This window comes from Bradyrhizobium sp. 23, assembly GCF_023073295.1.
GTDB classification, from domain to species: domain Bacteria; phylum Pseudomonadota; class Alphaproteobacteria; order Rhizobiales; family Xanthobacteraceae; genus Bradyrhizobium; species Bradyrhizobium canariense_D.
Map to the genome: position 1 here is coordinate 476,000 of NZ_JADPJF010000148.1, position 20,839 is coordinate 496,838.

Sequence of the window (20,839 nt, forward strand, 5' to 3'; positions counted from 1 at the left end):
CGGCCGGTTCCCCGGTGTTCATATTCAGTTCACGCCGGAATTGCTCATCTGTGCAGGTGTTCATGCGGCCTAATTCTGGAGAGAAGCGTGCGCCTGCTCGTCGTTGAGGACGACCCCGATCTCAATCGCCAGCTTACCAAGGCGCTGACCGACGCCGGTTATGTCGTCGATCGCGCCTTCGACGGGGAGGAGGGGCATTTTCTCGGTGACAACGAGCCCTACGATGCCGTGGTGCTCGACATCGGCCTGCCGAAGAAGGACGGCATCTCGGTGCTGGAGGCCTGGCGGCGCAACGGCCGCACCATGCCGGTCCTGATCCTCACCGCGCGCGACCGCTGGAGCGACAAGGTCCAGGGCTTCGATGCCGGTGCCGACGACTATGTCGCAAAGCCGTTCCACCTGGAGGAGGTGCTGGCGCGGATCCGCGCGCTGCTGCGCCGCTCCACCGGCCACGCCCAGAGCGAGCTGACCTGCGGCCCCGTCACGCTCGACACCAGGACCGGCCGGGTCAGCGTGTCGGGTAATCCCATCAAGATGACGTCGCACGAATATCGGCTTCTGGCCTACTTGATGCACCATTCGGGGCGTGTCGTGTCCCGTACCGAGCTGGTCGAGCATCTCTACGACCAGGACTTCGACCGCGACTCCAACACGATCGAGGTCTTCGTCGGCCGCATCCGCAAGAAGCTCGACGTCGACATCATCCAGACTGTCCGTGGCCTCGGCTATCTCCTGACCCCGCCGGCCCCCGGCGCTTGAAGCGCGGTGTCTCGAACTATCTCGTCTAGACGTATCTTGGCTTGACGGGCGGCGCAGCAGGGGCCTTGTTCGGGTCATGAGTTCCGACGCCATGCCACCCCGCGCCTCCGGGATCATTCCGATGCCCGCCAGCTCGCTTGCGAACCGCCTGTTTCTGTCGGCGACCGCGTGGCTCGTCGTGATCCTAGCCATCACCGGCGTGGTGCTGTCGTCGGTCTACAAGAACGCCACCGAGCGCGCCTTCGACCGCCGGCTCAATCTCTATCTCCGCACGCTGATCGCCGAGGTCGCCACCCCCGACGAGCCGCCGGACCGCCAGTTCCAGTCGCTCGGCGAGCCCTTGTTCGAATTGCCGTTGTCCGGCTGGTACTGGCAGATCACGCGGACCGACACCGAAAAGCCGGAGGTGCGCTCCTCGCGCTCGCTCTGGGACAAGAAGCTGCCAAAGCTTGAAGAGCAGGGCACCGAGCTCACAGCCGCGGGCATCCGGATCGCTTATGTCGACGGTCCAGAGGGACAGAACCTGCGCATGGTGGAGCGGCCGGTCGATCTCGGCGCGGACGGCAAATTTCTCGTCAGTGTCGCCGGTGACGACACCGAGATTTTCGACGAGACGCGCAGTTTCGATTACTACCTCGGCGGCACCTTCACCGCGCTCGGTATCGTGTTGCTGCTGACCACCGTGTTTCAGGTCCGCTTCGGTCTCGCGCCGCTCAAGCGCATCTCCGAATCCATCGCCGACATCCGGTCCGGGCGGGCGGAGCGGCTCGAGGGCGAGTTCCCGGTCGAGATCGCACCGCTGGCGCGCGAGACCAACGCGCTGATCGACGCCAATCGCGAGATCGTGGAGCGCGCGCGCACCCATGTCGGCAATCTCGCCCACGCCATCAAGACGCCGCTCTCGGTCATCGTGAACGAGGCCGGCGCGCATGCCACCGATCCGTTCGCGGCCAAGGTGATGGAGCAGGCCGACGTGATGCGCGACCAGGTCGCCCATCATCTCGAGCGCGCGCGCATCGCGGCGCGGGTCTCGGTCGTTGCGACGGTGACGGAGGTGGCACCGGCCATCGAGGCACTGCGGCGGACCATGGAGAAGATCCACCGCGGCCGCGGCATCGTGGTCGAGGCCGAGGCCGATCCGTCGGCGAAATTTCGCGGCGAGCGGCAGGATCTGGAGGAGATGGTCGGCAACCTCGTCGACAACGCCTGCAAATGGGCGGCGTCGCGGGTCTTCATCGAAGTTCTGGCGGAAGCGCCGCAGCAGGCGAGCATCGGTCCGCGGCTGCATATCATCGTCGACGATGACGGCCGCGGCCTGTCGGAGGCCGAGCGCACCCAGGTCTCACGGCGCGGCCAGCGGCTCGACGAGTCCAAGCCCGGATCGGGCCTGGGACTGTCGATCGTGACCGAGCTCGCTGCGCTCTATGGCGGCAGCCTCTCCCTCGGCCGCGCACCGACGGGGGGCCTGCGGGCGGAGCTGGTCCTCCCCGGAATATAATCCCTTGTTCCGACGCGACTATTTGGCTTGCGGCACCCCGATCCGGACGAAACCAGGGGTATTCGGAGCGACTTCCTAAACGGCTTCTTAAGTGGCCCCACCTATGATCGAGGAGGACGGATCCCACGTCCGCCATTTACCGTTCATTACCCGGGCGCATGAGCCAGACATCGATCGAGCGGCTGAGGGACTATCTCGCGCAGCTCCCGCCGCAGGCGCAGGCGCTGCTGATGCGAGAGTTCGAGCGTGCGCTCGAGCGCGGCCAGGACACGGCCGTGGCAACCCTCGTGCTCGATCAGCTGCGCAAGATTGTCCGCAAGACGGAAGCCGACGAGGCCGCACCGCCGCGTACGGACGATCTGTCGCGGCTGCTGTTCCAGGTGCTGGAACCATTCCTCGTCGAAGCAGGCGCTCCGATCCGGGTCGGGCAGGTCCGCCGCTCCTCGCTGGCTCCGATCTGGCAATGGCTCGGCCGCGACGGTGCTCCGGACAAGCTGAAGGAACTCGAGGCGGCGCTGGCGCGCACGCCGGCCGACAGCGCAGGCCAGGTCGAAGCGCTGACCTCGAAGCTCCAGGCGGTCGCTGCGGATGCCATCTTCGAGCTGACGGGGCCGGGCGGGGGCGACAAGTCGCGTGCGCTCGCACGCGTTGGCCCGCCCAACGTGATCGAGGACTTCTATTCGAGCGGGGCGGTGCTCGCGGTCCGCGACGCCATTGCCACCTTGAACGAGAAGCTGCCGCGCTCTTTGCGCGCCTTCGGCGATGCCCAGATCGCATCGGTGACTGCAGCGCTCAACATTCCCGTCCTCCAGACCCCGCAGATGCTGCCCTTCGCGCTCTCCATCGTCGTGCAGCGGATGACCGCGCCGTGGCAGATCATCCGCCTCGCCATCAAGATTGCCGCATCCGACGACGAGATCCGTGTTGCGGCAACGCCCTATGGCGTCGCCGTCACGATCGCGCTGCATGATCTGTCCTGCGTGGCGGCCATCCTGCGCATGGACATCAAGCGCGGCCATTTCGACAATGTCGCCGCCAATCTCAAGACGCTGCACGACGGCGTGCGAGGCCTGCGTACCGAGCTCGACCTGCGCAACGATTCCGCCTGGGGCAAGCAGTTGACCTCGATCCGGGCCGACATCTCTAACGCGCTGCAATCCGAGATCGACAGTGTTCCCGGCCGCGTCCGCCGCATCCTGCGCCAGCGCGCCGAGAAGGACATTCCGCCGGGCGCGCGGATCGACAGCACCGAGGTCGAGGAAACCGTCGCGCTGATCGATTTCGTCGCCACCTGCCGCAATTATGCGAGCGAGCTTGCGATCAACGAGGTGACACTGCGCACCTATTCCGACCTCCAGCAATATGTCGAGCGTTCGACTGAGCAGCTGGTGCAGTCGCTGCGCGGCGCCGATCACAAGGTCCGCACCTATCGGCAGCAGCAGGTGCAGGCCGCGATCCGCTTCTGCCAGGTGCTGTTCGGCGATGATTATGCCTCGCTGATGAGCCGCGCCGCGGAGAACGCGGCCACGGGCGAGCGCAAATCGTCGCGCGCTAGCTGATCCAGGCGCATATTTCAGTAGTCACAATTTCAGGTTGACGGTGTCGGTGGCTGGCCCTACGGTCGCCGTGCAGGTTTTTTATATTTCTATCTGTGGGCGCATGAAATCCGTTATCAGTTCCATCGAAATCGAGAATCGCGTCGTTGTTGCCAAATATCAAAGGCTGATGGTCGGCGCGAAGGTGGTGCTGGTCGAGAAGGCAAGCGGTCGGCAGCTTCCTGAGACCGTCACCAGGGTTGCATCACCCGTTCCCCTCGGGGCGTTGCGCATCAGATTGCCCGACGCTATCGAGCCGGGAACATATTTCCTGAAGGCCTTCAACGGGCATGGCGAGGACGCCGCTCAAAGCGCGGACTTCGAGATCGGCTAAGCCGTTGGATTTTCACCATTTCGGGACTGTGCGCGGTCGCGCCGAATTGACAATTGTCAATTGCCGCATCGTCCGGCCGTGGTGTAAAGCGACCTGTGGGCGCGGCTTGCGCGCTGCCGGAAGCTTGCCAGATGATGCTATGGTTCGTGTTCGCGCTGATGACGGTCGCGGCGATCTTCGCCGTGCTTTTGCCGCTCGGCCGTAGCGGACGCGCGCAAAATCAGGGCAGCGAGGTCGCGGTCTACAAGGACCAACTCGCCGAGATCGAGCGTGATCTTGCCGCAGGGCTGATCGCCGCGCCCGAAGCCGAGGCCGCGCGCGTCGAGGTCAGCCGCAGGCTGCTTGCCGCGGCCGGCAGCGAGCCCGCAACGGCACCGAAATCCAGCCTCAAATGGCGCCGCGCGGCGGCCGTGCTGGCGCTTGCCGGCCTGCCGCTGGTTGCGATTGGTGTCTATGTGCCGCTCGGCTCGCCCAGGCTTCAGGACTTTCCACTGGCGCAGCGGGAGCGCGGATCCGGGTCCGGCATGGCGCAGTCGCTCGAGAATCTGGTCGTACAGGTCGAGCAACATCTGGAAAAGAATCCGACCGACGGGCGCGGCTGGAACGTGATCGCGCCCGTGCTGGAACGGCTCGGTCGCTTCGACGACGCCGTGCGCGCCTATCGCAACTCGCTCACCTACAATGGCGAGAGCGCGGAGCGCCGGTCCGATCTCGGCGAAGCGATCTCGGCCGCCGCCGGCGGCGTCGTGACCGCCGAAGCCAAGACCGAGTTCGAGCGCGCGCGCGCGCTCAGCGCCGACGACCCCAAGGCGAACTATTTTCTCGGTCTCGCCGCCGAGCAGGACGGCCGCAAGGCCGATGCCGCCAATATCTGGCGCGCGCTGCTGGCGAAAGCGCCGGCGGATGCGCCGTGGCGACCTCTGGTGCAGACCTCGCTCGCGCGGGTCGGTGGCGGTGGCGCGACGATGCCGGCGCTGTCGGATGAGACCCTCGCAGCTTCCAAGGACATGAAAGAGGTCGATCGCAACGCGATGGTTCGCGGCATGGTCGAACGGCTCGCCACGCGCCTCAAGCAGAACGGCGACGACGTCGAGGGTTGGCTGCGCCTGGTGCGCGCCTATCTCGTCATGGGTGATCGCGACAAGGCGGTGGGGGCATCGACCGATGCCCGCCAGGCGGTTGCCAACGATGCAGCACGGTTGCGCCAGCTTGATGAAGGCCTCAAGACACTCGGGCTCGACGGATGATGATGTCAGGACGAGACGGGCAGGGAATGGATACGCCATGACGCGCAAGCAGCGACGTATGACCATCATCGGCGGCTCGCTTGCCGTGCTCGCCCTCGCGGCCGCGCTGGTGCTCAACGCTCTGCGCGATTCCATCGTGTTCTTCTCGACGCCGACCATGGTCGCCGAGAAGCACGTTGCGCCCGGCAAGCGGTTTCGCCTCGGCGGCCTGGTGCAGCCCGGCTCGCTCCAGCGCGGCGACAATCTCGCTGTGACCTTCGAGGTCGCCGACGGCGGCGCAAAGCTTCCGGTCGCCTTCAAGGGCATTTTGCCCGATCTGTTCCGCGAAGGGCAGGGCGTCGTCGCCGAAGGCGCGCTCGATGCTGACGGCGTGTTCAAGGCCGACACCGTGCTCGCCAAGCACGACGAGACCTACATGCCAAAGGACGTCGCCGATGCCCTGAAGAAGCAGGGGCACTGGAAGGATGATTACGGCGCCAAAGCTTCCGACGGCGTCAAGCCCGCGGCCACGACCGCGCAGGGCAATCCGCAGGGAGCAGTTCGGTGATCGCGGAGTCAGGACATTACGCGCTGGTGCTGGCGCTCGGACTGGCACTGATCCAGTCCATCGTGCCCCTGATCGGCGCGCGGCTGCGCGATGACGCGCTGATGAATGTGGCGCGCTCCACTGCGCTGGCGCAGCTTCTGTTCGTCGGTGCGTCGTTCATCGCGCTTGTGATGCTGCACGTGGAGTCGGACTTCTCCGTCGTCAACGTCTACGAGAATTCCCACTCCATGAAGCCGCTGCTCTACAAGATCACTGGCGTGTGGGGAAACCATGAAGGCTCGATGCTCTTGTGGGTGTCGATCCTCGCGCTGTTCGGCGGATTGGTCGCGGCCTTCGGCAACAATCTGCCGCTGTCGCTGCGCGCGCACGTGCTGGCCGTACAGGCGTGGATCGCCAGCGCCTTCTATCTCTTCATCCTGGTGACCTCCAACCCGTTCCTGCGCATCACCAACCCGCCGATCGAGGGACGCGATCTCAATCCGGTGCTTCAGGACATCGGTCTCGCCGTGCATCCGCCGATGCTCTATCTCGGCTATGTCGGCTTCTCAATTTCGTTTTCCTTCGCGATCGCGGCGTTGCTGGAGGGGCGGATCGATGCCGCCTGGGCGCGTTGGGTGCGGCCGTGGACGCTGGTCGCCTGGATCTTCCTGACGCTCGGTATCGCCATGGGCTCGTACTGGGCCTATTACGAACTGGGTTGGGGCGGCTGGTGGTTCTGGGACCCGGTCGAGAACGCCTCGCTGATGCCTTGGCTTGCCGGCACCGCGCTGCTTCATTCGGCTCTGGTGATGGAGAAGCGCAACGCGCTGAAGGTCTGGACCATCCTCTTGTCGATCTTGACCTTCTCGCTATCGCTGCTTGGGACCTTCCTGGTGCGCTCGGGGGTCATCACCTCGGTGCATGCCTTCGCGACCGATCCAACCCGCGGGGTGTTCATTCTCCTGATTCTCTGCCTGTTCATCGGGGGCAGCCTGTCGCTGTTCGCGGGGCGCGCGACGTCGTTGAAGCAGGGCGGCCTGTTTGCACCGATCTCGCGCGAGGGTGCGCTGGTGCTGAACAATCTGCTGCTCACTGTGGCCTGCGCGGTGGTGCTGTTCGGCACGCTCTATCCGCTGGCGATGGAGATGCTCGCCGATTTCAAGATGTCGGTCGGCGCGCCGTTCTACAATCTCACCTTCGCTCCGCTGTTCACGCTATTGCTGCTCGCCGTGCCGTTCGGGCCGATGCTGGCGTGGAAACGCGGCGATCTGCTAGGCGTCACCCAACGCCTGCTGGCGGCCGGCGTTGCCGGGCTTATCGCCGTCGCGATGGTCTGGGGCTGGGTGCGCGGCGGCAGCGCGCTCGCGCCATTGGCAATCGGACTTGGCGTCTTCGTCATTGCCGGCGCCGTCACGGATCTGGCCGAACGAACCGGCTTGTTCCGGCTGCCGTTCGCGACGACGCTGCATCGTGCCCGCGGTCTGCCGCGCTCGGCCTGGGGCTCGGTATTTGCGCATGCCGGCCTCGGCGTTGCGCTGATCGGAATCGTCTGCGAGACCACCTGGAACAGCGAATATATCGCGACGATGAAGCAGAACGACGTCGCCCATGTCGCCGGCTATGACGTCAAGCTGGACGGCCTGTTTCAGCGCCAGGGACCGAACTTCCACGAGATGATCGCCGAATTCAACGTCAGCCACGACGGCGAGATGCTCAGCGTGATGACGCCGTCCAAGCGCAGCTTCACCACCCGCGGCTCCTCGACCACCGAGGCCGCGCTGCTGACGCGCGGCGCCAGCCAGCTCTACATCTCGCTCGGCGACGCCACTGCCGAAGGCGCCATTGCCGTGCGCATCTATCACAAGCCGCTGGTGCTGCTGATCTGGTGGGGACCGGTGCTGATGGCGTTCGGCGGCGTGCTATCGCTGTCGGACCGGCGCCTGCGAGTCGGCGCGCCGAAACCGGCGCGTGCCAAGCAGCGCCTGCAGCCGGCGGAGTGATCTGATGCGCCGAATGATGGTCGCGTTCATCGCGCTGATGCTGCTGGCCTTGCCTGCGGCGCATGCCGTGCAGCCGGACGAGATCATGTCGGATCCGGTGAAGGAGTCGCGTGCACGCGATCTGTCGCGTGAGCTGCGCTGCATGGTCTGCCAGAACCAGTCGATCGACGATTCCGATGCGCCGCTGGCGCGCGATTTGCGGCTCCTGGTGCGCGAGCGTATCGCGGCCGGCGACAGCAATTCGCAAGTGCTCGATTTCCTGGTCGCGCGCTACGGCGAGTTCGTGCTGCTCAAGCCGCGCTTCGAGCGCCAGAACATGCTGCTGTGGCTGCTCGCGCCGTTGCTGCTGATTGGCGGCAGCCTGGCGCTATGGCTGCAAATCCGCCGGCGCGCGCGAAATGGTGCAGACCTACCGGCTCCGCCGCTCACGCCCGACGAGGAAGCGCGGCTCGCCGCATTGATGGCGGATGAAGCCAAATCCAGCTAGCTACGTTGCTGCGCGCATCAAGCCGGCACTGCGCGGGGGTTCCTGGAACTTGGTTAAGTTCCTGCAGGTTCACTAGTTTTGGCCGCGATAAACTGCCGCATCCGCATGTCCGGTTCATTACAAAAGTTTAACCCCGCCGCCAGCGCACGGTAAGGCGACAGCCCCCATCTTCAGGTCCGTAAGGTGCCGCCGTCAGGCGCCAAATGGATTTCAAGGCCCTGGAGATCTCTGCATGACCGACCGTTCCGACCTCTCGAACCTTCCGTCCTACCGGCAGCCCCGCCGGCCCGTTTTCTCGGCCCGCAAGATCGCGCTGATGGCCTCGGTCGTCGCCGGCCTCGGCGCCGCCGTCTACGGCTTCGGCACGTCAACCTCGCCCGCCGACCTGTTCTCGACCCCGGCGCTTGCGCAGGTCAACAACGAGGTCCGCAAGGTCGAACGCCCGATCGGTTTCGCCGACATTGTCGAGCGCGTGAAGCCGTCGGTGATCTCGGTGAAGGTCAACATGAAGGAGAAGACCGCGAGCAACGACGACGGCGATGATTCCTCCTCGCCGTTCCAGCCGGGCTCGCCGATGGAGCGGTTCTTCCGCCGCTTCGGCGGTCCGGATGGCGTCCCGGGCCTGAAGGGTGGTGGCGGTCGTGGCCGCGTCGTGCAGGGCCAGGGCTCCGGCTTCTTCATCTCGGCTGATGGCTTTGCCGTGACCAACAACCACGTGGTCGACGGCGCCGACAAGGTCGAGGTCACCACCGACGACGGCAAGACCTACACCGCCAAGGTGATCGGTACCGACCAGCGCACCGACCTTGCCTTGATCAAGGTCGAGGGCAGCTCGAACTTCCCGTTCGCGAAGCTTGCCGACGGCAAGCCGCGGATCGGCGACTGGGTGCTCGCGGTGGGCAACCCGTTCGGCCTCGGCGGCACCGTGACTGCCGGCATCGTTTCGGCCAGCGGCCGCGACATCGGCAACGGCCCCTACGACGATTTCATCCAGATCGACGCCCCCGTGAACAAGGGCAATTCCGGCGGTCCCGCGTTCGACACCAATGGTGAGGTGATGGGCGTCAACACCGCGATCTACTCGCCTTCCGGCGGCAGCGTCGGCATCGCGTTCTCGATCCCCGCCAGCACCGTGAAGAGCGTGGTGGCGCAGCTCAAGGACAAGGGCTCGGTCAGCCGCGGCTGGATCGGCGTGCAGATCCAGCCGGTGACACCCGACATCGCAGACAGCCTCGGCATGAAGAAGGCCGAAGGTGCGCTGGTTGCGGAGCCGCAGGCGAATGGTCCGGCGGCCAAGGCCGGCATCGAGTCCGGTGACGTGATCACGTCGGTCAACGGCGAATCGGTCAAGGACGCGCGCGAGCTCGCCCGCACCATTGGCGGCCTGGCGCCCGGCGCGACCGTGAAGCTCAACGTGCTGCACAAGGGCCAGGACAAGGTGGTGAACCTCACCCTCGGCCAGCTGCCGAACACGATCGAAGCAAAGGCCGACATCGACAAGGACAGCGGCAAGGGCGCGAGCCGCGGCACCGACGTGCCCAAGCTCGGCATGACCGTCGCGCCCGCCGATTCCGTGGCCGGCGCCGGCAAGGAAGGCGTCGTGGTCACCGAAGTCGATCCGAAGAGCGCCGCAGCCGAACGCGGCTTCAAGGAAGGTGACGTGATTCTCGAAGTCGGCGGCAAGAGCGTGAGCACCGCCGGCGAAGTTCGCGACGCCATCAACACGGCGCGGACTGACAACAAGAACAGCGTCCTGATGCGGGTGAAGAGCGGCGGTCAGTCGCGCTTCGTCGCCGTGCCCATCGCGAAGGGCTAACCAAGGGCTCGGCCTCAGGAGGCCTCCGAGATGAAGGGTGTCGCCGGCATCAGTCGCCCCCGCCGACGGCGCCCTTCGGGGGAGCAGCGCAACGTTTGCTTCCCCTATCTACCTTCCGGTGGAATACGCCCCCCTCCGTCGGAAGGCCTAGGGCGGTGAAGTCCCCCCAGCTTCACCGCCCGCCTTTTTCTCGATGCCAGAGTCTCTCACTCGGCTTGCATGCGATTGCCGCTCGCGCCATGTTTAGAGAAGGTTCACTCCCTTGACCGTTGCCGAACGCACGATGCGCCTCCTCATCATCGAAGACGACCGCGAATCCGCCGACTACCTCGTGAAGGCTTTTCGTGAGGTCGGGCACATTGCCGACCACGCCGCCGACGGCGAGGAAGGCCTTGCCATGGCCGAGAACGGCGATTACGACGTGCTGGTGGTCGACCGCATGCTGCCCAAGCGCGACGGCCTGTCGGTGATCGGCGCGCTCCGCGACAAGGACGATTCGACGCCAGTGCTGATTCTCTCGGCGCTCGGCCAGGTCGACGACCGCATCAAGGGCCTGCGCGCTGGCGGCGACGATTATCTGCCGAAACCCTATTCCTTCGCCGAGCTGTTGGCCCGGGTCGAGGTGCTGTCGCGCCGCCGCGGCGGTCCGGCCGAGGACACGCTGTACCGCGTCGGCGATCTCGAGCTCGACCGGCTCTCCCATCGCGTCGCGCGCGGCAAGGACGAGCTGACGCTCCAGCCGCGCGAATTCCGCCTGCTCGAATACCTCATGAAGCATGCGGGCCAGGTGGTGACCCGCACCATGCTGCTGGAGAACGTCTGGGACTATCATTTCGATCCGCAGACCAACGTCATCGACGTGCACATTTCGCGGCTGCGCTCCAAGATCGACAAGGGTTTTGAGCGGCCGCTGCTGCACACGATCCGCGGCGCGGGATACATGATCCGTGACGGCATTCGGTAAACTCGTCCGCACCACGGCATTCCGGCTGACGCTGGTCTATTTGCTGTTGTTCGCGATGTTCGCGGCCTCGCTGCTGGCCTATTTCGCCTGGAATACGCGGCGGCTGATCACCGAGGAGATCACGCAGACGGTCAATGCCGAGACCTCGGAGATCAGCGAGATCTACGGCCGCCGCGGCTTGCGCGCTCTCGTGCTCGCGATCGAGTACCGGGCGCTGCGTCCGGGTGCCAACCTCTATCTCGTGACGACGCCGACCGGGCAGGCGATCGCCGGCAATGTCGGCTCGCTGGCGCCCGGCGTGATGGCGAAGCGCGGCTGGTCCGAGACCGCCTACCGGCGTATCGAGGACACCGACGATCGCGACCACCTTGCGCTCGTCCGCGTCACCGAACTGGAAAACGGCTTCCGGCTTCTGATCGGACGCGATCTGGCCGAGCGGCGACGGCTGTTCGGCATCGTGGCGAAGGCCGCGCAATGGTCGATCCTGATCGTCGTTGTGCTCGGCCTGGGCGGCGGCATCTTTGTGGCGCGCAGGGTTTTGAGGCGCATTGATGCGATGAGCGGCACCGCCCATCGGATCATGACCGGCGATCTCAGCGAACGCCTGCCGGTAGGGCGCAGTGGCGACGAGCTCGACCGCCTCGCCGAAAATCTCAACGCCATGCTGGAGCGGATCGAGGCGCTGATGGCGGGGCTGAAGGAGGTCTCCGACAACATCGCCCACGATCTCAAGACGCCGCTGACGCGACTTCGCAACCGCGCCGAGGAGGCGCTGGCGAAATCCGGCGGCGAGGCCGATTACCGCGCCGCGCTGGAACGGACCATCGAGGAATCCGACGGGCTGATCCGTACCTTCAACGCGCTTCTGATGATCGCGCGCGCCGAGTCCGGGCAGGCGCGCGGCAACATGGATGATTTCGACGCGGCCGATGTCGCCAACGGCATTCACGAACTCTACGAGCCGCTGGCCGAAGACGACGGCATGACTTTGAAGGTCAGGTGCGAGCCGACCCCGGTTCACGCCAACCGCGAATTGATCAGCCAGGCCCTCGCCAATCTTGTCGAGAATGCGATCAAATACGGCAAGCCGGTCGCGCAATCCGCGGGAACCGTGGTCAGCATGGAGGGCAGGCAGATCACGATCGAATCGAGGCGCGAGGGCGATCAGGTGCTGCTCAGCGTCACCGATCGCGGTCCCGGAATCCCCGAAGGCGACCGCAAGCATGTGGTGGAACGATTCGTGCGGCTGGAAGCGAGCCGCACGCTGCCTGGATCCGGCCTCGGTCTCAGTCTCGCCTCCGCGGTCGCGACATTGCATGGCGGTGAGTTAAGGTTGGGTGACGCCCAGCCCGGTCTTGTCGCCACGCTGGTGCTGCCGGCGCGCGCGGGCGACAGGGTTGCTCCGCCAATGCCGGATGTGCCACAGAAGGTGGCATGAACCACTCCGCGCCGGGAAACGCGGACAAGCATGGTGAGAGACTTGCCGCACGCTTCGCGGAGGCTCCCCATATTGCCGCTTCCGTCACCGACCAAGGACGTTTTGAAAGCTGGCTGGCCGAGCTCGAGCCAGCGCAATTCACCCGTCTTGAAACGCTGCTGGCTCACCGCTTCGCGCGGGACATCCTGGCCGGCATCGCGGAATTCTCGCCTTATCTGTTTGAGCTGCTGCGCGCTGATCCGCAGCGCCTGATCCGGCTGCTGGAATGCGATCCGGATGCGCATCTCGCCACGCTGATCGCGGAGGCGAACGGCGCCGTGCTCGCGGCATCCGATGAAGCCGAGGTGATGCGGCTGCTTCGCCGCATGAAGGCGGAGGCCGCGCTCCTGATCGCACTGTGCGACATCGGCGGGGTCTGGCCGGTGATGCGGGTGACCGCAGCGCTCACCGATCTCGCGGTGGCCTCGGTGCGGGCGGCGCTTCAATACCTCCTGCGGCAGGAAGCCGCGCGCGGCAAGCTCTCGCCGCCCAATCCCGAGGCGCCGGAGGAGGGCTGCGGGCTGATCGTGCTTGCGATGGGCAAGATGGGCGCAGGCGAGCTGAACTATTCCAGCGACATCGATCTCATCGTGTTCTTCGATCCCGACAATACGACGCTTGCCGCGGATATCGAACCCCAGCCGTTCTTCGTGAGGGTGACGCAGGGGATGGCACGCATTCTCCAGCAGCGCACTTATGACGGCTACGTCTTCCGCGTCGATCTGCGCCTGCGTCCCGATCCATCCTCGACGCAGGTGGCGATTTCGCGCGATGCCGCGCTGAACTATTATGAGCGGGAAGGGCGTACCTGGGAGCGCGCCGCGATGATCAAGGCGCGAGTCTGCGCCGGCGATCCCAGGGCGGGCGCGGCGCTACTCGCGGAGATCGCGCCCTTCGTCTGGCGCAAGCATCTCGACTTTGCCGCGCTTGCCGACGTTCACGACATGAAGCGGCAGATGCAGACCTATCGCGGCCAGAGCGAGGTTGCGGTCGAAGGGCATAACGTGAAGGTCGGGCGCGGCGGAATCCGCGAGATCGAGTTCTTCGCCCAGACCCAGCAATTGATCGCCGGGGGGCGACATCCCGAACTGCGTGTGCGGCCGACGCTCGCCGCGCTCGGCGTGCTTGCTTCCAGCAACTGGATCACGGTTTCGGCGCGTGACGAGCTGACCACGGCCTACCAATTCCTGCGCCGGGTCGAGCATCGCCTCCAGATGATCGCAGACGAGCAGACCCACACGCTGCCCGAGGACAAGGAGGCGGTCGAGCGTTTCGCCTGGTTCTTCGGCTATCCGGATCGCGAGGCCTTTGCCCGCGACCTTCTGCGGCAGCTCGAGATCGTCCAGGGCCACTACGAAAAACTGTTCGAAGGCGACGATCCGACCGGCACGGCCAAGCTGCCGGCGCTCGACTACAGTGCGGGTCCCGACGATCCGCGGCTGCTTCAGTATCTGGCCACGCTCGGCTTCAAGAAGCCTGCCGCCGTCGCGCAGACCGTGCGTGACTGGATCACCGGCGAGTACCGCGTGTTCCGCGTCGAAGCGACGCGCAACGCATTCGTCGAATTCGTGCCGGCTCTCATCGACGGTCTCGCTCATGCCGAGGAGCCGGATCGGGCCGTCGTGGCGTTCGACCATTTCCTTGGAGCGCTTCAGCGCGGCGGCCGGCTGATCACGCTGCTCGGGCAGAACCGCGATCTCGTCGCACTGGTCGCCCTGGTGCTGGGCGCGGCGCCCCGACTCGGCGAGATGCTGGCGCGGCAGCCGCAGCTCATGGACGGCCTGATCGATCCGCGCTTCTTCGGTGCCATGCCCGACAGGCAGGAATTGTCGGGGCGGCTTGCGAGCACGGTGCAGGATGCCGGCTCTTACGAAGAGTTCCTCGACCGCCTGCGCCTGTTCGGGCAGGAGAGCCTGTTCCTGATCGGCACGCGCATTCTCTCGGGCACGGTCTCGGCGCAGCAAGCGAGCACGGCCTTTGCTGACGTCGCCGAGGGCATCGTCCATACCGTGCATGGCCTCGTCGCCGACCGCTTCGCCGCCCAGCATGGCCGGATCAAGGGGCAGGAGACCGCGATCATCGCGATGGGCCGGCTCGGCAGCCGCGAGATGACCGCGTCGTCCGATCTCGACCTGATCCTGCTTTACGATTTCGACGGCGACAGTCCGGACTCCGACGGTGCGAAGTCGCTGCAAGGTGCACATTACTTCGCGCGTTTCACCCAACGCCTGATCAGCGCGTTCACGACGCGCACCAATTACGGAGTGCTCTACGAGATCGACATGCGGCTGCGCCCCTCGGGGCGTGCCGGCCCTGTGGCCTCGAGCCTCGTCTCGTTCGCGGACTACCAGGCCAACGAGGCCTGGACCTGGGAGCACATGGCGCTGACGCGCGCGCGCGTCGTGTCCGCTTCGCCCGAATTCCGGGAACGGATCGAGCGCGTCATCCGCGATGTCCTGACCCGCCGCCGCGATCCCGGAATCATCGCCAACGATGTTGCCGACATGCGGCGCGCGATCGCCCAGGAGAAGGGCGAGGCCGATTGCTGGGATCTCAAATATGCCGCCGGCGGCATGGTCGACATCGATTTCATCGCGCAATATCTCCAGCTCGTGCATGCGCACGAGAAGCCGGAGATTCTCGACGCCGGCACCATGCAGGTGCTGGAAAATGCATGCAGGCTGGGCGTGCTGGCGCAATCGGAGACCGAGATATTGCGGGCCGCGGCGCGGCTGTATCACGACCTGACGCAGATCCTGCGGCTCTGCGTCAGCGACCGGTTCAAGCCGGAGACCGCCGGCACCGACCTTCTGCGCGTGATGGCACGCGCCGGCGATGCGCCGCATTTCTCCTCGCTGGAGGCGCGCGTGAAGGAGACGCAGAGCGAGGTGCGCCGTGTCTTCAGGGCGCTGCTGGAAGGGACGTCGTCGTCGGCTTCAGCGAGGTGAGCGCCTCCCGCACGTTCGGCTCCAAGCCCGCGCCGCGGGCGTCGCGGCGACGCGCTGGATGCAGCGCTAGGCATTCGTGGCGGTTTTTGCGTGTCGCAAGGGGTAGGGCATGCTAGCTTGCATGCCACCATACGATCCGAGGGAACGAACGGTTGCTCGACAAGCTTGAACTATTGCTGGCGCTGGCGAAGGAACGGCATTTCGGCCGGGCCGCCGAAATGTGCGGCGTGACGCAACCGACGATGTCGACCGGGCTGAAGCAGCTCGAGGAGATCCTCGGCGTGATGTTGGTCCAGCGCGGCTCCCGCTTCCAGGGTTTTACGCCGGAAGGCGAGCGGGCGCTGGATTGGGCGCGGCGGATCGTGGGCGATGCCCGCGCGATGCGTGACGAGATCAACGGGCTGAAGCATCAGCTCTCCGGCGAGATCCGAATTGCGGCAATCCCGACCGTGCTCGGTATGGTCGCTGCGCTGACGACGCCGTTCCGCGCCAGGCATCCCGAGGTGCGTTTCCGCATCCAGTCCACCACCTCATCCGAGGTGCTGGGGTTGCTCGAGAATCTCGAGGTGGATGCAGGCCTGACCTATATCGAGAACGAGCCGATCGGCAAGGTGCGCACCATTCCGCTCTACAGCGAGAGCTATCGTCTGCTCACCGCGCCGGATGGAATGTTCGGTGATCGCGAGACGGTGACGTGGCGGGAGGTCGGACAGGTGCCGCTGTGCCTGCTGACGCCCGACATGCAGAACCGCCGCATCATCGACCGCGCGTTACGTTCGGTCGGCGCCGAGGCGACGCCGACCTTGACCTCGAATTCGCTGCTGGTGCTGTTCACGCATGTGAAGACGGGGCGCTGGGCCAGCGTGATGCCGGCCAAGCTCGCCGAGACGCTCGGCCTGTCCGATACGGTGCGCTCGATCCCGATCATCGATCCCGATGTCAATTACAGCATCGGCATGGTGATCCCGCAGCGTGATCCGATGACGCCGCTGATCGCGGCGCTGGTCAATGTCGCGCGAGAAGTCGCGCCGTCGCTGCAATCGTAGAATTCAGGCCGCGGCCGATATTCCGGACGCCGACTTGATCGCGTTGCGGGGCAGGGTGACGCGCACGACGGTGCCGACCTCGAGTTTGGAGCGCAGCCGCATCGAGCCGCCATGAAGCTGCGCCAGCGAGCGGGCGATCGCCAACCCCAGTCCCGAGCCGTGATAGGTCTTGGTGAGCTGGCTCTCGACTTGCTCGAAGGGGCGGCCGAGCCGCGCCAGCGAATGCGGCGCGATGCCGATGCCGGTGTCGGCGATCATCAGCACGATCCTGTCGTCGAGCTGCCGGCTGCGCACCACGATGCGTCCGCCGTCGGGCGTGAACTTCACGGCGTTGGAGAGCAAATTGACGATGATCTGCTTGGTGGCGCGACGGTCGGCGACGACGGAGATGGACTTTGCGATGTCGGCGTCGAGCGTCAGGTGCTTGTCCTGCGCGCGGCCGGTGACGACCCGCAGGGATTCCGCCAGCGTCTGCGCCAGGTCGAGCTCTTCCATGTCGAGCTTCATGCGGCCGGCCTCGATCTTGGACATGTCGAGGATGTCGTTGATGACTTCGAGCAGGTAATGCCCGCTGGTCAGGATGTCGTGGCAGTATTCCTGGTACTTCTCCGAGCCGAGCTCGCCGAACATGCCCGAGCCCATGATTTCGGAAAAGCCGATGATCGCGTTCAGCGGCGTGCGCAGCTCGTGGCTCATATTGGCGAGGAATTTCGACTTGGTCTGGTTGGCTTCCTCGGCGCGGGTCTTCTCGCGCTGGTATTTCTCGGCGAGATCGGCGAGTTCGCCCGCCTGGCGCTCCAGGGCTGCCTGCGAGCGCTTAAGGTCGATGACGGTGGCGCGCAGGCGTAGATCGTTGTCGACCAGCTTCTGCTCGTGCTCCTTGATGCGGGTGATGTCGGTGCCGACCGAGACGTAGCCGCCGTCCTTGGTGCGGCGCTCGCTGATGTGCAGCCAGCTGCCGTCGTCGAGCTGCGCCTCGAAGGTCCGCGCACCGGGGCCCTGGCTCGCAGTCTCGTTGTGCCGGGTGCGAACCTCCGGCATGCGGCCGACCTCCAGCACGGTCTCGTAGGAGGTGCCGGGGATGACGGCGCTGTCGGGCAGCTTGTGCAGGCGCTGGAAGTGCGAATTGCAGAGCACCAAGCGGTCGCTGGCGTCCCACAGGACGAAGGCTTCGGGAATGGTCTCGATCGCGTCGCGCAGGCGCAAATCGGCTTCCACGGTCCGCTCGGCGAGGCTCTTCTGCTCGGTGATGTCGACCGCGATCCCGATCAGGTGAACGCTGGAATCGGTCGCGCCGCTGGTCTTCTCGCAGCGGACGCGGAGCCAGATCCAGTGGCCGTCGACATGCTGCATGCGGAAGGTCTGGTCGATGTGGTCGATCTTCTCGGAGATGAGCTGGTCGGCGATCTCGAACAGGTCGATGTCGTCGGACTTCACCAGCGCGTTGACCTCGCCGAAGGTGAGGAGCTCGTTGCGGCCGTCGAGGCCGAGCATTGAAAACATTGACTGCGACCAGAAGATGCGGCCGCGCGACAGGTCCCAGTCCCACAGCCCGCAGCGGCCGCGGTTGAGCGCGGTGTCGATCCGGCCGCGCACGGCGTCGTTGATCAGGTCGCCCTCGCGGGCACGGGTGGACTGCCAGTGGAAGGCGAAGCCGAGGATCAGGACCACGAAGCCGGTGGTGGCCGACAGCGTCACCGATAGCGCGGCGTCCGAGCCCCAGATCGGCTCGTTGCGCTCCTGGATCACGGTCACGAAGCCGGGCAACGATTTGATCTGCCGCGCGGTCGCCATTGCGGCGTTGCCGTTCGGCAGCGTCATATCGGAGATGTTGTCGTCGCGCGGCGGTGCCGCCAGCAGTTGCGCCGTCGTGATTGCGTCGAGCAGGCGGTCGTTGCCCGAGGGATCGCTGTCGATCGGGATGCGAGCGAGGATGCGGCGGTCGATTCCAGCCGAGGTGACGATGACGTGGCGGCCCGAGGCGGTGCCCCAGGTTGGAATGAGGTCGGGCAGCAACGCCGGGAGGCTCTCGATGTTCTTCAGCCGCTCCTGTCGCCCGGAGGTGAGGCGGTCGATACGCTCGGCGAGCAGGTCGGCGAGCGCCGAGATGTCGTGGCGGATCACCAGCCGCTTCTGGCGCGTCTGGTCGACGACCTGCACGAACGCGCCGAGGCAGATCGTGATCAGGAATGCGATGATGAGCGTCGGCACGGCGCGGCGCAGCGCAGGCTCCGCTATCAGGAGCCGATGATAGGCAGGTTTCGCGATCGATTGCGCCAATCCTTTGATCGAATCGGATTGGACGCACGCGTTCGCGGCGTCTGCACGCGACATGCCTAATGCCCCCTGGAAACCTGCTTGCAACTGGACTTCGGAAGCAGCCCCACATCGCTTCCGAATCATGGTCGATTTGAATCCAGATTTCGCGGGCTGTCGAGAGTCAACGAATCGTTAACGCGAATTTATTCTTATCCAACGCGCAGTTTGTGCGTCGTGCGTCCGCAAACTTACGTGCGCGGCGAGTCCGAAACGAGAACGTGTGACTCCTCGCACATTCTCTGTCACGCGCGCGGCGGTTCGGCGTGACTGATGACGCGCTTCACGCTCGGGAACGCGCGCCGCAACGCGCGCTCGATCGCATCGACATGCTCGTGCACCTTGATCACGCTCATCGACGGCTCGGCGCGGCAGTGGAAATTCACGATCTCGCCGGCGTCGGTGTTGCGGACGCGAACATTATGGATGTCGTGGATCTCGCCGCTGGCGGCATATTCCGTCAAGGCTGCGGCGATGGCCCGCACCCGTTCCGGTTCGGCATCGACCCCGAACGGCAGTTCCGGTTCCAGCGGCTCGATGTGGACGTCGACCTCGACATCTGCGCCGAACTCTTCCTGGATGTTGCGTTCCAGCGTGTTGGCGACGTCATGGGCGGCGTAGAGCTGCATCCCCCCGTCGACCTCGAGGTCGATGCTGACGATCAGCTTGGCGCCGAGATCGTGCACGGTGACGTGGTGGATGGCGAGGCCCGAATTGTGGGCGATGACCATGATGCGGTCGCGCACGGTCTCGTTGTCGCGCGCCACGGGGACTGCGGTGAAGGTGAGGTCGGTATCGCCGAAGGCCGTCTCGACGGCTGCTTGCGCGTTGCGCTTGATGTCCTCGACCCGGTCGATGGGGTAGGTCCGCGGCACCTTTGCGATCGTGTCGATAAACGTGGTGGCACCGACCATGCGCACGCGGAGCCGCTCGATGTCGATCACGCCCGGCACGCTGCGGATCGCGGCCGTGGCCGTCTCATGCGCGCCTTCCGGAGCGCGGTCCACCAGCGTCTGCACGGTCGAGCCGGCCATGCGCAGGCCGAGCAGGGCGATCATCACGGCCACTGCGGCGGCGGCAGCCGCGTCGCCCCACCAGAAGCCGAGGCCGGCGAGGATCAGGCCCACGATCACGGCGAACGAGCCCATCACGTCGGAGGCGAAATGCAGCGCATCGGCGGCGAGCGCCTGGCTCCTGGTCTCCCGTGCGGCACGGTGCAGGGCACGGGCGCGCCAGAAATTGACGGCGATGTCGATCACCAGCACGACGAAAGGGACGGCGGAGATCGTCGGCGGCGCAACTCCCTCTCGGAGATGGCTGTAGGACTGGACCAGGATTCCACCGGCGAGCACGTAGAGCAGGGCGGTGACGCCCAGTGCCGAGACACTTTCGAGCTTGCCGTGGCCGTAATGATGCTCTTCGTCCGCCGGCTTGTCGGACACCCGCACCACCGCCCAGGTGATGATGGTGGCGACCAGGTCGATCGACGAATGCAGCGCCTCGGAGATTAGCGCCAGCGAGCCGATCGCGATCCCGACCGCGAACTTGGCCGCCGCCATGCCGCCGCTGGCGAATATCGAGATCGCTGCGACTGAGGTCTTGTTGTGTTGGGAGCTCATGGCGGGGATTTAGCAGGCCGCGGGTGAACATCAAGCGACGATCCACAGGCGTAGACGCTAGTGAGTTGCAGGAGCGGGTGAACTCCGTCGTGCCCGGACTTGTCCCGGGCATCCACGTTCTTCGGAGCGACAAAGACGTGGACGGCCGGGACAAGCCCGGCCATGACGAGTGGAGAGACTGGTGCGCTGCCGCTCTCTCTGGTCGTC

At 65.6% G+C, this 20,839-nt stretch carries 15 protein-coding genes; 13 read left to right on the plus strand and 2 right to left on the minus strand.

Annotated features, from left to right (window positions below):
- The first annotated feature begins 87 nt into the window (after positions 1 to 87).
- From IVB32_RS35610 to IVB32_RS35670, 13 genes are all read left to right on the plus strand, one after another.
- Complete coding sequence (locus IVB32_RS35610) at positions 88 to 759, plus strand: response regulator transcription factor (RefSeq protein ID WP_018458554.1); 672 nt, start codon at positions 88 to 90, stop codon at positions 757 to 759.
- A 121-nt stretch (positions 760 to 880) separates the two neighbouring features.
- On the plus strand, positions 881 to 2,257 hold the full coding sequence (locus IVB32_RS35615; RefSeq protein WP_018458555.1) for a sensor histidine kinase: 1,377 nt from the start codon (positions 881 to 883) through the stop codon (positions 2,255 to 2,257).
- A gap of 158 nt (positions 2,258 to 2,415) precedes the next feature.
- Positions 2,416 to 3,816, plus strand: a complete 1,401-nt coding sequence (locus tag IVB32_RS35620; protein WP_018458556.1) for a hypothetical protein — start codon at positions 2,416 to 2,418, stop codon at positions 3,814 to 3,816.
- A gap of 100 nt (positions 3,817 to 3,916) precedes the next feature.
- Positions 3,917 to 4,186 carry a hypothetical protein gene (locus tag IVB32_RS35625; RefSeq protein ID WP_247413001.1) on the plus strand — a complete coding sequence of 90 codons (270 nt, stop codon included), beginning with the start codon at positions 3,917 to 3,919 and terminating at the stop codon, positions 4,184 to 4,186.
- Between the two features lie 131 nt (positions 4,187 to 4,317).
- Positions 4,318 to 5,433 (plus strand): c-type cytochrome biogenesis protein CcmI, encoded by a 1,116-nt coding sequence (gene ccmI, locus IVB32_RS35630; protein WP_026233608.1) that lies wholly within the window; start codon positions 4,318 to 4,320, stop codon positions 5,431 to 5,433.
- A 37-nt stretch (positions 5,434 to 5,470) separates the two neighbouring features.
- Positions 5,471 to 5,980 (plus strand): cytochrome c maturation protein CcmE, encoded by a 510-nt coding sequence (gene ccmE, locus IVB32_RS35635; protein ID WP_026233609.1) that lies wholly within the window; start codon positions 5,471 to 5,473, stop codon positions 5,978 to 5,980.
- On the plus strand, positions 5,977 to 7,959 hold the full coding sequence (locus IVB32_RS35640; RefSeq protein ID WP_018458559.1) for a heme lyase CcmF/NrfE family subunit: 1,983 nt from the start codon (positions 5,977 to 5,979) through the stop codon (positions 7,957 to 7,959). Before ccmE ends, IVB32_RS35640 begins: the two co-directional genes overlap by 4 nt.
- A gap of 4 nt (positions 7,960 to 7,963) precedes the next feature.
- A complete protein-coding gene (locus IVB32_RS35645; RefSeq protein ID WP_026233610.1) occupies positions 7,964 to 8,446 on the plus strand; it encodes a cytochrome c-type biogenesis protein in 483 nt (160 codons plus the stop codon).
- 232 nt (positions 8,447 to 8,678) lie between these two features.
- Entirely contained in the window at positions 8,679 to 10,262 is a 1,584-nt protein-coding gene (locus tag IVB32_RS35650; protein ID WP_018458561.1) for a Do family serine endopeptidase, read from the plus strand.
- A gap of 283 nt (positions 10,263 to 10,545) precedes the next feature.
- Positions 10,546 to 11,226, plus strand: a complete 681-nt coding sequence (locus tag IVB32_RS35655) for a response regulator transcription factor (protein WP_035969420.1) — start codon at positions 10,546 to 10,548, stop codon at positions 11,224 to 11,226.
- Positions 11,210 to 12,664: an ATP-binding protein gene (locus IVB32_RS35660; protein WP_018458562.1), complete on the plus strand. Its 1,455-nt coding sequence runs from the start codon at positions 11,210 to 11,212 to the stop codon at positions 12,662 to 12,664. Before IVB32_RS35655 ends, IVB32_RS35660 begins: the two co-directional genes overlap by 17 nt.
- Positions 12,661 to 15,651 carry a bifunctional [glutamine synthetase] adenylyltransferase/[glutamine synthetase]-adenylyl-L-tyrosine phosphorylase gene (locus IVB32_RS35665; protein WP_247300167.1) on the plus strand — a complete coding sequence of 997 codons (2,991 nt, stop codon included), beginning with the start codon at positions 12,661 to 12,663 and terminating at the stop codon, positions 15,649 to 15,651. The genes IVB32_RS35660 and IVB32_RS35665 overlap by 4 nt, the downstream gene beginning before the upstream one ends.
- Before the next feature lie 152 nt (positions 15,652 to 15,803).
- Positions 15,804 to 16,697, plus strand: a complete 894-nt coding sequence (locus IVB32_RS35670) for a LysR family transcriptional regulator (RefSeq protein WP_018458564.1) — start codon at positions 15,804 to 15,806, stop codon at positions 16,695 to 16,697.
- A gap of 3 nt (positions 16,698 to 16,700) precedes the next feature.
- Here the strand turns inward: IVB32_RS35670 and IVB32_RS35675 are convergent, their stop codons facing one another.
- Together IVB32_RS35675 and IVB32_RS35680 are read right to left on the minus strand one after the other, a co-directional pair.
- Positions 16,701 to 19,031 (minus strand): PAS domain-containing sensor histidine kinase, encoded by a 2,331-nt coding sequence (locus IVB32_RS35675; RefSeq protein ID WP_018458565.1) that lies wholly within the window; start codon positions 19,029 to 19,031, stop codon positions 16,701 to 16,703.
- Between the two features lie 227 nt (positions 19,032 to 19,258).
- Positions 19,259 to 20,632: a cation-efflux pump gene (locus IVB32_RS35680; RefSeq protein ID WP_085362399.1), complete on the minus strand. Its 1,374-nt coding sequence runs from the start codon at positions 20,630 to 20,632 to the stop codon at positions 19,259 to 19,261.
- Between the last annotated feature and the right edge of the window lie 207 nt (positions 20,633 to 20,839).